Source organism: Spiroplasma endosymbiont of Polydrusus pterygomalis, assembly GCF_964030635.1.
Taxonomy (GTDB): Bacteria; Bacillota_I; Bacilli_A; order Mycoplasmatales; family Mycoplasmataceae; genus Spiroplasma.
The window spans coordinates 280,694-295,071 of the sequence record NZ_OZ034909.1 but is presented as its reverse complement, the minus strand read 5'-3'; the positions used below and the strand labels follow the sequence as shown (position 1 = coordinate 295,071).

Here is a 14,378-nt window from a genome sequence, read left to right as displayed (position 1 = left end):
CTTATTCCTCCTTAGTTAATAATTGTTTAAATTCTTCTTCACAAATAATTTTAACATTTAATTTTTGTGCTTTCACTAATTTATTACCAGCATCAGCCCCCACTAATAAATAAGTTGTTTTGACACTAACACTTTCTGAAATTTGCCCACCATAAATTTCAATTAATTCTTTAAAATATTCTCGTGGTTTTGATAAAACACCAGTAATAACAAAACGATAATTTTCAAATTTTTGAATTAAATGTTGATTTGAAGCAATATATTTCATTTTAATCCCTCTTTGACGTAATAATGCCAATTCTTGTTGGTTCACTGGAATTGCAAAATAATCAACAACACTTGCTGCCACAATTGGACCAACATCATTAATAACGGCCAGTTGTTCAATCTCCATTGTTGCTAAATTATCAATTGTTTTAAATTGGCGGGCTAATAATTTCGCTGTTTTTTGACCAACATGGCGAATTCCTAATCCAAATAATAACCGCTCTAATGAATTATTTTTTGAATTATTAATTGAATTAATCATATTTTCAAATGATTTATCACCAAAATTTTCTAATTCAATAATTTTTGTCCGATATTGCTCTAATTGGTACAAATCACTAAAACTTTTTAAATACCCTAATTTAAATAATCGTTCAATAATTTTTTCACTAATTCCTTCAATGTTCATTGCATTGCGTGAACAATAATGCTCTAATCCACGCGTAATTTTTTTTGGACAAATAGAATTAATACAATATTGGTCAACTTCCCCTTCAACCCGTTCTAATAATAACTGACATTCAGGACAATGGGTCGCTTCTTGTCATTTGGGAGTTTTACTCTGGCGTTGCCCTGCAACATAATTAATCACTTCTGGAATAATATCACCGGCTTTTTTAACTTTCACCGCGTCACCAATTCGAATATCGCGTTCAGTAATAAAATCAGCATTATGTAATGTTGCAGCACGAACAACTGTTCCCGCAATCCGCACTGGTTCAAGAATAGCATTATAAGTAATTCGGCCAGTTCGACCAACTGACGGAAAAATATTTAATAAGTTTGTAACGATCACTTCCGCTGGGAATTTATAAGCAATTGCTCATTTTGGATTTTTAGCCGTATAACCAATCCGATTATATAAATTTAAGTTATTAACTTTAATAACAATCCCATCAATTTCATATCCTAACTGATGACGTTTTGACTCATACTCTTGAATATAGGCTCAAATAGCCGTAATATTTGGACAATAGCGATATTCAGTATTTGTTTTAAATTTTAATTGCTCTAACCGTTGTAAAACTGCCTGCTGTGATTTAATTCCATCTTGCACTGCATTAACATAGTAATATAGAAAAGCATTTAAATTTCGTTTCGCAACAATTGCGGAATCTAGTTGCCGCAATGTTCCAGCAGCAGCATTGCGTGGATTAGCAAATTCTGGATCGCCATTTTTAACTCGTTCTTCGTTAATATTATTAAATTCTTCAATTGATAAATAAACTTCCCCACGCACCGTTAAATTTGGTTGGTCAATGCGTAAGGGAATTGATTTAATTTTTTTAATGTTAACAGTAACATCTTCGCCAATAAGACCATCCCCCCGGGTTGCCCCCATTACTAACAAATGTTGCTTATAAACTAAAGAAATTGATAACCCATCAATTTTTAATTCACAAGTATATTCAACTTCAGATAAACCAGTTAATTCTTTAATTTGTTCATCAAAATGAATTAAATCATCATAATTAAAAGCATTTCCTAAACTTAACATTGGACTTGTATGAACATATTTATTAAACTTTTCACTAACTTCACCCGAAACACGTTGGGTCGGGGAATCAATTGTAATCAGTTCGCTATATTGTTGTTCAATGGCAATTAATTCTTGCATTGCTTGATCATATTCTTGGTCACTAACGCTAGGATTATCATTAACATAATATTCATAATTTCATTTTTCTAATTGTTCTTTTAGTACTAAACTGCGATTTTTTGCTTGTTCAAAAGTCATAATTTCCTCCTTATTTTATGATATTTAGCTTCTTTTTGTGATGAGGGGGGGCTGTTGGTTTTTTAAAATGTCATTTTTTAAATGGTTTAATGCGAATAGCATAAATACTAATATTTAAGGCAACTAACAAAGCAACAATAAAAACTGTCGCATTATTTTTAATAAGACTTGTTGATTAAAAATAAGGATTAAAAAGCGACCAACTAACGGATTAAATAACGTTACTGTTAGAATTGATAACATATTAATTGGTGTCTTCGCCACAAAATTGGGAATTCGCTCAAAAAGAAATAATCAAATTAAAGCTAAGCCTAAAAAGACAAAGGAAGTAATTAAGAAAACAATATTTGTTCATGGCTGTCAACGACCCAGTTCTAACTGGACATATAAGGCCGAAGCAATTGTTTCTAAAGTTCAGAAATTTAAATTACCCCCCGTTGCTAAAACAATCACAACTGAAATTAAGATAAAAATAAATGGTACCACAAATAATAGTTTTTTTGCCCTAAATAGGTAGCGTGTAAAATGTTGGGGAAAAGTTTTCAGCATTAAGTTCTAATAATAATTATAAACTATTTTCTTTAAAAGAGTTTTAGTATTTGATAATGTAGAAGCGGTGAATATTGGTAAGTTATATTGTTTAACTTCTGGATTATTCATCTTTTTAAATATTCATCTTCAAGTAATTTGTTCATTTTTTACTTGAAGATTTTTAATTTCTGTTAGCTCTTGAAAGGGATTAATCCCATTAGCTGTCAATTGTTTTAATAACATTACTTTGTAAATCGTTTTTTCATTAAATATTTTTGGTTTTGAACGAAACATTACTTTAATAATTCGAGCAATATAACTTTCAATGCGACAACCAATATTTTCTTGATATTCTCATTTTTGAATTGCTCCATAGTATGTTCTTAAATAATTAGATATTTCTTGTAACTTTCCTTTCGCTTCTTCGGTTTTAACAAGCTGATAAGCTCATTCAAGGTATTTTGTAACCTTGTTTCAGTTTAATTTTAGAATTGCTTTTCTAATTTTATTAAATAAATAAAGTTTATAATATCGTGGACCACGGAGACAATCTTTAATTTTTTTAATAACATGGAAACGATCAATGATAAATTCAACATTGATGTGTTTTTCAACCGTTGAAATATATTGTGCACCATCACCAAGCACAATAATTTTATCTGTCTCGGGTGATTCATAATTTAAGTTAATAAATTCTTTAATTCCTTGTCAGTATTTTTTAGAGTTAATTTTTTTAACTTCATTAGTCATTGTTACTAGAAATTTGACATTATGCATTGTTTTTCGTATTGTTTTAGGATCTTTATAACCAGTATGAAAGACGGTTAAACGGATTATTTTCTTAATTTTTAATCGTTTTTTGATTTGATAACTAATGGCATTGCGATATGCTTCATCGGTTTCAATATAAATAACCCCATCATGTTTTAGTTTTGTATCTGGTTCATCTAGCATTAGTTCTAACAAATGTTTAATATCAAACCGTTTAATAAGGTTAAAAATTGTTTTTTTTGTTATGTTAGCATTCCGATACATATTACAAATATCTTGATAACTAAAATTTATGCCTAATTTGCTGATTATTTATAACGAAAAATCATAATCAAGTCGCTGATAACTTTCAATCCCTAATTGAATATCAAGTAAAAAGACCGTTTTTGGTTTTTTTGCCACTTGAAATTCTGGTTTTAAGATATATTTTCGTCGTTTAAAAGTAACTTCACCATTACGAAAAACCAAAGTTCGTTGATAAAATCCTTTTGGAATATAACGTGCTTTCCGTCAGTTCTTATTAAAAATATAGTTATCAATATATTCAAAAATATTTTTAAATAGTATTCAAGCTTCAGAACTAATTTCATTGTTTAAATAGGATAATAGTGCTGTAATAGGGATATTGGGGCTAATTTCATTAATTAAATCAATAAAAGAGTTATTATTTTCGTTTAAAAACTCTTGGATTATAGTTATAATATTCATAGGATAGTTTTCTTTCTAATTTTTTTCAAACTTAATTATACTGAAAAATTTCTTTTTTATTTTCCCCAACTTTGGCAACGCAATCCCCTAAATACATCATTATTTTAATATCATGGACACGAGAATAATTACGATATAATAAGAAGGATAAAATAATCATTAATAAGAATAAACCTAAAAAGATAAATATTAATAAAAAGTTTTGTTTTTGGGCGTTATAAAAAATAAAACATAATGTTGAGAATGAGGTAAACTTAATCATATTCTTTAGGAAATTCGTTTTATGTTTCAACATACTAATTCATGTTGAAACATATATAATAAATAACATAATATATGAAACATTCCATTCAAAGGTAATATAACTTGCAAAAATAATTCCAATAATTCATGGCATATTACGACTCCGATATTCGGCATTGTTATAAATGGTCGTTAAAATGAAAGTAACAAAGAATAAGCCTGTTAACATATTTTGTTGATGTCATGAATCATAACCAAAATAATAAATTAATAGCTTAGAAGCCGATAGAACAAAAAGTGATAACGAACCAATTAAAAAACGATTACTTTTCTTATTCGCAAAATTACTTAATAATGTCACAAAAATGGAAGCAAATAACATTGCATCTAAAATATTTAATAAATTTCAGATAATTTCACTTGGATCAATCCCGGTCATCACAAATCAAACTGAGACATTTGTAAATCATGATAAGGTCGCTAAAACTTGGGCATTAGTAACAGTAACATTCGGATTTAATCTAAAAATAATAATATTATCAACTAAAACATAAATATAAAAACTTAAAATATAACTGTTTGTAACATTTGAACCGGATGGGGCAATAAAATAGTTTTTAGCATAGTACAATGCCACAAAAACGCCAAAAGCAACAAAAAAGATCGCATGATTCCAATCTCATAAATTAATATTAAATCAATACCGAATAAATAATAATAAAAATAAGGAATATAAAATATTAATTGATAATAAGGAATAAACTAAAATAATATAACGTAAATTAGGAATAAATTCTAATGGGATTAAGAAAAAAGACATAATTACAAAATAAAAGAAAAAGCCCATAATCATTCCAAAGTAAATATTTTTAGTTCGAATTTTTAAGAATCCCGCTAAAATTGCTCCTGTTGAAGAAAAGACTCAATAATAATATAAGAAAAAAGCAATCGCAATTAAAACTATCTTAGACTGCACCCAAAAAAGTAAGTAAAGAAAAAAAGTCTTTGCTAAACTTTTAAAGGAGGTGCATTTTTATATGGCAAGAAAAGGACAAAAATTTAATAAATATACAGCAGATTTTCGAAAAAGGATAGGACAAGAGGTTAAAAATAATAGTATAAGTTTTATTGCAAAAAAATATGCAATTAATAAAAAAACTGTTGCTTCATGGTATGAAAATTTTAAGAAAGGAATTTTAAACACCAATAAAGGTCCAAAAGAATCATTTGAAAAAAGAGATTTAAACTATTACAAAGTTAGGTATGAATTACTAAAAAAGCTTCATGACTTTTACAATTAAATAAAAGAAAAATTGTATTTTTTATCAAAGAAAACCTTAATAAATATCCACTAAATTTATTACTTGATGTAACAAATTTAAAGCGTAGTTATTGAGATAAATATAAAAATTATTCAAGTAATGGTAAGGATAGCGAATCATTAAAGAATATTGTAAAAGTCTATGAAGAAAATTTGAAACAATTTGGTTATCGTCGAATTACCAAATATTTAAAAGAAGATTATGGCATTGTTTATAATGCTAAGAAAGTATTACGAATTATGAAAGAAAATAATATTCAAGCTGAATATGTAAAGCGTATGCGTAGAAAAATATTAATAAAACAAAATAGAAATAAAAATATAATTAAATATCCTGATTTAGTAAATCGTAATTTTAATGATATTAAAGAAAGATTTTCAATTTTATTTACTGATGTAACTTATTTAATTTGAAATGGTAAAAAACATTATCAATCAACAATAATTGATGGATATACTAAAGAAATTATTGATGTAAAATGATCAAAATTTAATAATAACAAACTTGTAATTGATAATTTAAATGCTGCAATTAATAAAATTAAAAAAATAAAAAAAGAGATAAATAAAACAATAATTCATTCAGATCACGGATATCAATATACATCTAGAGATTATAATAGTAAATGTTTAGATAACAAAATTATAATTTCAATGGGTAAAAATTATCATTGTGCAGACAACATTATTATTGAAAGTTTTCATTCATTACTTAAAAAAGGAACAATCCATAATAAAAATTATAAATCTCATAATGAATATATTAATGATGTTAAAAAATGAAATAAATGATATTCAAACCAAAAAGAAAAAGATATAATAAATAAAAGTTTGTAAACCTTTTTATTAATACTTACTAAACAGGGTGCAGTCTACTTTTTGCCCTGTTGTATTACCTTGTAATGTAAAAGGTACTGGTGGCAAATTAATTGTTGCCATAATATTTCACTCCCTTATTATCTAAGGTTTTTAAGTGTATAATCAGTTAATTTCTTCTGGAGTATATGCTCCTTTTTCTTTAATAGTTTCAATTTCATCATTTTTATTTTCAACCGAATTTTCAATCATATCTTTAATTAAATTAGCTGGTGAAACTGATGGTTGTTCTTGTATAAACAAATCAGGTTTTAATTCTTTTAAAGTTTGCATTTTTTCAGTCAAAGAAGTACCACTAACTTTATCTAAATTAGTTTTAATATCTTCAATTTTAGTAGATGGAACATCTTTAAAGGCTTTTAATTCATCTAATTCATTAGATAATTTAATAAAGTCTTCTTTTGATATAACATCTTCGCGTTTTTGCACACTTTCTCTAATTTGCTTTGCTTCATTATTAAACTGATTTAAGATATTTTCTGCAATTTCTTCACTTAAACCTTGTTCGATTAACAAGTCAGCATAACTCTTTTTTACGGAAAAAGATTAAACCTATGCCTTCATTATATACTATTATTTTACTAATACAACACTTTATGTAAAATAATATAAAATAAAATTAATATATTTCATTGCTAATTCATCCCTTAAAACACGCGTAATAAGAAGTATTTAACAAGATAAAAGTTTTTAAAATAATTACTAATTTTGCTTGTATATATATATATATATATATATAATGACAGTAGATCTTGATAAAAATTTTCAAGATTAAGAAATGAAGAAAAACAAGTATGAAAAAATTACTTAGTTTATTAAGTGTATTAACAATTAGTGGAACTGCTATACCAACAACAATTGCTGCTAGTCCTTATCAAAAAGGGAACAATAAATTAAATATTATAAAAAGAGGTATTAATTCACAAAAATTAAATAATTTAATAGATATCAAAAATAACCTATCTGAAAAAGTAAAAGATATGGGTGAAAAAGTTATTGAAGAATGTCAATTAATGATATTACTTGAACGTGATTTAACGCTAAAATTACAAGAATTAGGAAATTATCTTAAAGAAGATTTATCAAAAAATATTACTATAAATAAAAATAATCTAAAACAAAGTATTCAAAATTTAGGACAAAATGTAAAAACTCTTGGAATAAAAATGAAAGCAGTTGGAGAATTAGTAAAACAAATAACTAATGGTTTAATTAAAAGTTTAATAAATGTAGAAGATTTAGGTAATGGTTCTATTTCTCAAGGAGAAATTTTAGAAAAATTAGGTGAAATTATTTATTTATATCAAAATGAAAATTTAACTACTGATAGTGTTAATATATCTAAAATAAATGAAAATATTAATATTATTGGTCAAAACATTAATACTATAGGTATAAAATTAACAATAGATGAGAAACTTAAATATTATCCAGACATATTACCGGGATTACCAGATTATAGAAATATTTTAAAACCATGATTAACAAATGAATTAAACGGATATGTTTTAGGTAATAAGTTAAAAGAAATAGGAACTAAAATACAAAATATTCAAATAAATAATAATCAAATATCTAATCAAAATATTGAAGATTTAGGTGAAGAAATAAAAAATGTTTCTTTAATAATAGAACAAGGTTATAAATCTACAAAAGCTTTTGGTTTTTCATTGATTGAATTAGGAAAATTTATAAAATAATCAGTATAATTAAATTGATATAAATATTTTTTAAAATATTTATAGATGAAAATAATCTATATTATTTTCATTTTTAATTAAATTAACAAATAAAATTATATAAAAAAGAAAGGATAAATATGAAAAAAATACTAAATATTTTATGATCAATCACTTTAATAGGAACAAGTACAACAAGTTTAGTTGCTTGTAATACACCACAATATAGTGAAGAAAAATTAAAAGAACAAAAAGAAAAACATAAAATAGATACAAAAAACCAAACTATTAGAGACAATTTAGAATGAATTGCACCACAAGAAAAACCATTTAATGAGATTGATAATAAATATTATTATGTATTATGAAAGGGTCAGAAGTGGAATATTAAAAAGTTTAAAAATAATGAAAAAATACAAAATAAATATAGTTTTAAAATTTTAGAACAAAAATATGAATACAAACTTAAATTACATCGTTATAGTTTAAACTATGAAGTTGATTTAAATGTTTATGAACCATCTAATATGACAAACTGACCTTGAAGAATAGACCATGGTACTTATTTTAAATCAGTTTATCGTTGAAATTCATTAGATAAACCAGAACCTGATTTAGTTTTAGATGATAAAGACAATATAAAAGTTAAAGATTAATAAAAAATAGGGTTTTAGACTGCACCCCGTTTAGTAAGTATTAATAAAAAGGTTTACAATAGACTGCACCCAAAAAAGTAAGTAAAGAAAAAAAAGTCTTTGCTAAACTTTTAAAGGAGGTGCATTTTTATATGGCAAGAAAAGGACAAAAATTTAATAAATATACAGCAGATTTTCGAAAAAGGATAGGACAAGAGATTAAAAATAATAGTATAAGTTTTATTGCAAAAAAATATGCAATTAATAAAAAAACTGTTGCTTCATGGTATGAAAATTTTAAGAAAGGAATTTTAAACACCAATAAAGGTCCAAAAGAATCATTTGAAAAAAGAGATTTAAACTATTACAAAGTTAGGTATGAATTACTAAAAAAGCTTCATGACTTTTACAATTTGGCAAATTAATTATTATTCTAGAAAAATTAAAAAATTAATTCGAAATCTTAGTTCCGATGCATTATTTTTTTATCTTGAAAAACCATCAATAATATCAGGATATGGTAATAAAATTAAGTATTTAACAACGAATCAAATTAATAAATATCAGATTATAAATCTTAAAATTATTGATTCAAAAATCTCATCAATTACTAAAGATGTTTATCATGAATTTGATCATAATTATCAATACTATAAAACAAAGAAAATAATTAATAATCTTTACTTTAATATGTTACAACAACCAGCTTTTAAAATTAATCCAAAATTAAAAAAATTTTATATTGCTTTAAAAAAAGAATATCAATATGTCATGTTATATGGAAGCGGGGGCGCTTTTATTGTCTGATAATTTAATTTTAAAGTATAATTTAAAATTAAATTAGGCTATAATTGGACATAAATGAGGAGGTTGTAAAATGAAAAAAGTATTGTTAATTGATGGGAATTCTTTGCTTTTTAGGGCATTTTATGCTACAGCTTATAATGGCGAAATGTTAAAAAGTTTAGATGGAACACCAACAAATGCTGTTTATGCTTTTGCTAATATGTTGAATAAAATCTTAAAGGCAAACAATTACAATAGTGTTGTTGTTGCTTTTGATAAAGGCAAAAAGAATTTTCGGCATGATTTATTAGAGAACTATAAAAATGGTCGGAGCAAAACGCCAAATGAATTAATTGTCCAATTTCCGATTGTTAAAGAATTTTTAGATAGTTACCAAATTCCATATTTAGAACAAGAAGGATATGAAGCAGATGATTTATTAGGGTGTTTAGCAAAAGTTGCTGAGCAAGAGAATTACTATGTTGATATTTTTTCAAGTGATAAGGATTTATATCAATTAATTACTGACAAAACAAATATTTTAGTTCCTCGACAAGGGGATAGTGCCGATGTTATTGACCAAGCTGCTTTAGCAGCAAAGTGAGGAATCAAGTCTTTTCAAGTTCCTGATTTAAAAGGATTAATGGGTGATTCTTCTGATAATTTAAAGGGTGTTCCTGGTGTTGGCGAAAAAACAGCCGTAAAATTAATTAAGGAGTATCATTCAATTGAAAATTTATATGATAATATTGACCAAATTAAAGGTGCGTTACAAAAAAAAATGGTAAAGCATAAAGATAGTGCTTTATTATGTAAAAAAGTAGCTACTATTTTTTGTGATCTTAATTTGGAACAATTTGCCTTTATTCCATTCGAACCAAAGCAAGACGTCCTAATGCAGTTTTATTTAAAATATAATATGAACTCATTTGTAACAAGATTATTTAATAATAAGGAAAATGATATTCAAAATACTAGTTTAAAAGTTAAAATTATTGAAGCATGGCAACCTGAATTTAACGAAGATAACACGACGGTTTATTTAGAATTATTAGATGAAAACTATCATAATTCAGAAATAATTGGCTTTGGAATTGTTAATTCAAAAGGTGTTTTTTATTTTGATTATATTGATGCAAAGCATGATAAGATATGACACCAATTTTTAAGTGACAACAAACATCAGAAGATAACTTATCATGCCAAGAGTTTAATTGTGGCTTTAGCGCGGGATAATATTTTTGTGCAAAATATTACTTATGATATGATGCTTGCCAGTTATGTTTATAATTCAAATGTTAAAAATAGTTTAGATACTTATATTAATTTATTTGATAAAAAACAAATTTTAACTGATGAATTATTTTATGGCAAAGGGGTAAGAAAACAAATTCCTACTGATGTAATTAAATTGAGTCAGTTTATTGGTGAAAAAGCATCATATATTCATAAGTTAAGACCAAAAATTATTGAGTTATTGAAAAGCAATCAACGGTATGATTTATATCATAATATTGAATTACCAACTGCTTTTGCCTTGGCTCGAATGGAAATTAATGGGGTTAAAGTTGATCAACATGAGTTAACAACGCAAACAGTACGGATTGAAAAAATTGTCCAAGAATTAAATGACGAAATTAATAATCTTGCCCAAAAAGAAATTAATCCTAATTCACCGAAACAAATTTCAGAGTTATTATATCAAGACTTGGCATTACCTGACCGGAAAAAGGGGTCAACGGCGCAAGAAACCTTAGAAGAAATTAAAGCTAATCATAGCATTATTCCTAAAATATTAGATTATCGAAAATATCAAAAATTATATTCAACGTATTTAAAAGGGATGGAAAAATATATTTTTACCGATGGGAAAGTTCATACGATTTATAAGCAAACTTTAACAAATACTGGGCGTCTTTCTTCAGTGGAACCTAATATGCAAAATATTAGCATTCGCGATGAAATCCAAAAAGAGGTTCGTAAAATTTTTGTTGTTTCATCAAGTAATAATGTTTTATTATCATGCGATTATTCGCAAATTGAATTACGGATTTTAGCGCATATGTCAAAAGATCAAGATTTAATTACTGCTTTTAATAACAATGAAGATATTCATACTAATACGGCAATGAAAATTTTTAATTTAACAAAAGATGAAATTACGCCAAATATTCGTCGTAGTGCCAAAGCAGTTAATTTTGGGATTATTTACGGAATTAGTGATTTTGGTTTGGCAACTGATTTAAATATTTCTGTTGCGAAAGCAAAAGCAATTATTAGTAATTATTATCAACAATTTCTGACAATTAAGACTTTTATTGAAAGCCAGATTGAATTTTGTAAACAAAATGGTTATGTTACAACAATTTTTAATCGGAAACGTTATGTTCCAGAAATTAATGATCGTAATTATATGCAACGTGAATTTGGGAAACGAATTGCGATGAATATGCCAATTCAAGGGAGCGCTGCGGATATTATTAAAATTGCTTTAAAAAATATTGACCAAGAATTTTTAAAATTAAATTTAAAAGCAAAAATTATTGCACAAATTCATGATGAACTAATTTTTGAAATACCACAAAACGAATTAACGCAAGTTCAAAAGATTGTTAAAACATTAATGGAAGATTCAACCAAATTAGATGTAAAGTTAACAGTTGATATGAAAACCGAATTAAGTTGATATGATTTAAAATAATCTTAAATCATATCAACATTTTTTATAAAATATGATTCTTTATTAACAACTTACTTTTTATTACCTGAATTGTAAAATTAAATGGGATAGTTAAACAAATAAAAATATTGTGTTAAAATCCAAATTTAAAAAAGGAGAAATAGTAGACTGCACCCCGTTTAGTAAGTGTTAATAAAAAGGTTTACAAACTTTCATTTATTATATATTTTTCTTTTTGGTTTGAATATCATTTATTTCATTTTTTAACATCATTAATATATTCATTATGAGATTTATAATTTTTATTATGGATTGTTCCTTTTTTAAGTAATGAATGAAAACTTTCAATAATAATGTTGTCTGCACAATGATAATTTTTACCCATTGAAATTATAATTTTGTTATCTAAACATTTACTATTATAATCTTTAGATGTATATTGATATCCGTGATCTGAATGAATTATTGTTTTATTTAGATCTTTTTTTATTTTTTTAATTGCCAAATTGTAAAGTTAAGTGCAACTAAATTATTTTTCTAACCAAATATTCGATTGGCGAAAGATAATTTAGTATTTTTCTTGGTCTTTGGTTTAAAGACAATATAAATTTATGAACTGCATTTTTAGTAGTATTTGAAAAATTAAATTTTTTAGGAAATTTTTATCTAATTAAACCATTAGTATTTTCATTAGTACCTCTTTGTCAGGGTGAATATGCATTAGCAAAATAAATTTTCACATTTAAATTTTTTTCAAGTTGTTGTCAATTAGCAAATTCTTTACCACGATCAAATGTTATAGTCTTAACAAGATTATTTGGAAGAATTGATAAATAATGGCTAATATTTTCGTTAATAACTTTAGTAGTTCTATTTTCAACTAATATTGCTAAAGTAAATCTTGATGTTCTTTCAACTAAAGTTATTAAACATGATTTACTTTTACCTCGTGATGATACTACGGTATCACCTTCTCAATGACCAAGAGTTACGCGATTATTAACATTAGCATTTCGTTCTTTAATTAATTTACCATTAAATTTACCCCGATTTTCTTGATATTTTCGTTTCTTACCTTTTCTTCTTAAATTTTTATTAGTAACTTTTTCAAGTAATCCAGAATAAATTCAATTGTAAATTGTTTTAAAACTAATAATTCATTCTTTATGAAAATTTTTAATTCTGCCATAAATTTGTTCGGGTGATCAACCTAATAATAATTTTTGTTGTACATATTTTACTAATTCTCTATTTTTAAACTTATGAAAATAAATATGTGATTGTTTTCTATTTTCTGCTTTATTTTGTGCAATTAATGAAAAATAATGATTATTATCTTTATTTCTATTAACTTCTCGAATAATAGTACTAATACTTCGATTAAGATTTTTAGCTATTTCACTAATTTTTATTTTAAACTTCAATTGATTATCAATATAAATTCTTTCATCTATGCCAAGATGTTTATATCCCATATAAAAACTCCTTGCTTTATTTTTTCTAAAATAAACTTAGCATCATAAAATTTTTATATGAGATTTTTTGCAATTTTATTTACTTGCACTTACAAGTATAATTCAGCAATTTTATTAATTGCAGCATTTAAATTATCAATTACAAGTTTGTTATTATTAAATTTTGATCATTTTACATCAATAATTTCTTTAGTATATCCATCAATTATTGTTGATTGATAATGTTTTTTACCATTTCAAATTAAATAAGTTACATCAGTAAATAAAATTGAAAATCTTTCTTTAATATCATTAAAATTACGATTTACTAAATCAGGATATTTAATTATATTTTTATTTCTATTTTGTTTTATTAATATTTTTATACGCATACGCTTTACATATTCAGCTTGAATATTATTTTCTTTCATAATTCGTAATACTTTCTTAGCATTATAAACAATGCCATAATCTTCTTTTAAATATTTGGTAATTCGACGATAACCAAATTGTTTTAAATTTTCTTCATAGACTTTTACAATATTTTTTAATGATTCGCTATCCTTGCCATTACTTGAATAATTTTTATATTTATCTCAATAACTACGCTTTAAATCTGTTACATCAAGTAATAAATTTAGTGGATATTTATTAATGTTTTCTTTGATAAAAAATACAATTTTTCTTTT

16 protein-coding genes and 1 pseudogene are annotated in these 14,378 nt (G+C 25.2%); 7 read left to right on the top strand and 10 right to left on the bottom strand.

The features are described 5' to 3' along the window. Position 1: 1 nt before the first annotated feature. From ligA to ACQH23_RS01805, 5 genes are all read right to left on the bottom strand, one after another. Positions 2-2,005 carry an NAD-dependent DNA ligase LigA gene (gene ligA, locus ACQH23_RS01825; protein ID WP_425378704.1) on the bottom strand — a complete coding sequence of 668 codons (2,004 nt, stop codon included), beginning with the start codon at positions 2,003-2,005 and terminating at the stop codon, positions 2-4. Positions 2,006-2,128: 123 nt separating this feature from the next. Then, complete coding sequence (locus tag ACQH23_RS01820; protein ID WP_425378703.1) at positions 2,129-2,554, bottom strand: hypothetical protein; 426 nt, start codon at positions 2,552-2,554, stop codon at positions 2,129-2,131. Positions 2,555-2,560: 6 nt separating this feature from the next. Beyond that, positions 2,561-3,571 (bottom strand): UPF0236 family transposase-like protein, encoded by a 1,011-nt coding sequence (locus ACQH23_RS01815; protein WP_425378702.1) that lies wholly within the window; start codon positions 3,569-3,571, stop codon positions 2,561-2,563. Positions 3,572-3,619: 48 nt separating this feature from the next. Further along, the gene (locus ACQH23_RS01810) at positions 3,620-4,015 is read right to left on the bottom strand and encodes a UPF0236 family transposase-like protein (RefSeq protein ID WP_425378701.1); all 396 of its coding nucleotides are present in this window, start codon (positions 4,013-4,015) and stop codon (positions 3,620-3,622) included. A gap of 31 nt (positions 4,016-4,046) precedes the next feature. Then, complete coding sequence (locus ACQH23_RS01805; protein ID WP_425378700.1) at positions 4,047-5,234, bottom strand: hypothetical protein; 1,188 nt, start codon at positions 5,232-5,234, stop codon at positions 4,047-4,049. A 61-nt stretch (positions 5,235-5,295) separates the two neighbouring features. Between ACQH23_RS01805 and ACQH23_RS01800 the strand changes: the two genes are divergently transcribed. Further along, the gene (locus ACQH23_RS01800) at positions 5,296-5,559 is read left to right on the top strand and encodes a hypothetical protein (RefSeq protein ID WP_425377654.1); all 264 of its coding nucleotides are present in this window, start codon (positions 5,296-5,298) and stop codon (positions 5,557-5,559) included. Between the two features lie 173 nt (positions 5,560-5,732). Further along, positions 5,733-6,416: a DDE-type integrase/transposase/recombinase gene (locus tag ACQH23_RS01795; protein ID WP_425378699.1), complete on the top strand. Its 684-nt coding sequence runs from the start codon at positions 5,733-5,735 to the stop codon at positions 6,414-6,416. Between the two features lie 132 nt (positions 6,417-6,548). Here the strand turns inward: ACQH23_RS01795 and ACQH23_RS01790 are convergent, their stop codons facing one another. After that, positions 6,549-6,971, bottom strand: a complete 423-nt coding sequence (locus ACQH23_RS01790) for a hypothetical protein (RefSeq protein WP_425378698.1) — start codon at positions 6,969-6,971, stop codon at positions 6,549-6,551. 278 nt (positions 6,972-7,249) lie between these two features. Between ACQH23_RS01790 and ACQH23_RS01785 the strand changes: the two genes are divergently transcribed. From ACQH23_RS01785 to polA, 5 genes are all read left to right on the top strand, one after another. After that, complete coding sequence (locus ACQH23_RS01785) at positions 7,250-8,155, top strand: hypothetical protein (RefSeq protein WP_425378697.1); 906 nt, start codon at positions 7,250-7,252, stop codon at positions 8,153-8,155. Between the two features lie 119 nt (positions 8,156-8,274). Continuing rightward, the gene (locus ACQH23_RS01780; RefSeq protein ID WP_425378696.1) at positions 8,275-8,790 is read left to right on the top strand and encodes a lipoprotein; all 516 of its coding nucleotides are present in this window, start codon (positions 8,275-8,277) and stop codon (positions 8,788-8,790) included. Between the two features lie 131 nt (positions 8,791-8,921). Then, a complete protein-coding gene (locus tag ACQH23_RS01775) occupies positions 8,922-9,194 on the top strand; it encodes a hypothetical protein (RefSeq protein ID WP_425378695.1) in 273 nt (90 codons plus the stop codon). Further along, positions 9,169-9,579, top strand: a complete 411-nt coding sequence (locus tag ACQH23_RS01770) for a hypothetical protein (RefSeq protein ID WP_425378694.1) — start codon at positions 9,169-9,171, stop codon at positions 9,577-9,579. The genes ACQH23_RS01775 and ACQH23_RS01770 overlap by 26 nt, the downstream gene beginning before the upstream one ends. Before the next feature lie 67 nt (positions 9,580-9,646). Beyond that, positions 9,647-12,256 carry a DNA polymerase I gene (gene polA / locus ACQH23_RS01765; RefSeq protein ID WP_425378693.1) on the top strand — a complete coding sequence of 870 codons (2,610 nt, stop codon included), beginning with the start codon at positions 9,647-9,649 and terminating at the stop codon, positions 12,254-12,256. Positions 12,257-12,437: 181 nt separating this feature from the next. Here the strand turns inward: polA and ACQH23_RS01760 are convergent, their stop codons facing one another. From ACQH23_RS01760 to ACQH23_RS01745, 4 genes and pseudogenes are all read right to left on the bottom strand, one after another. After that, a complete protein-coding gene (locus ACQH23_RS01760; RefSeq protein ID WP_425378692.1) occupies positions 12,438-12,740 on the bottom strand; it encodes a hypothetical protein in 303 nt (100 codons plus the stop codon). Between the two features lie 157 nt (positions 12,741-12,897). Beyond that, entirely contained in the window at positions 12,898-13,710 is an 813-nt protein-coding gene (locus tag ACQH23_RS01755) for an IS30 family transposase (protein ID WP_425378691.1), read from the bottom strand. Between the two features lie 89 nt (positions 13,711-13,799). Then, positions 13,800-14,120 (bottom strand): hypothetical protein, encoded by a 321-nt coding sequence (locus ACQH23_RS01750; RefSeq protein WP_425378690.1) that lies wholly within the window; start codon positions 14,118-14,120, stop codon positions 13,800-13,802. A gap of 21 nt (positions 14,121-14,141) precedes the next feature. Then, positions 14,142-14,207: pseudogene (locus ACQH23_RS01745) on the bottom strand (hypothetical protein); the annotation flags it as partial. Positions 14,208-14,378: the final 171 nt, after the last annotated feature.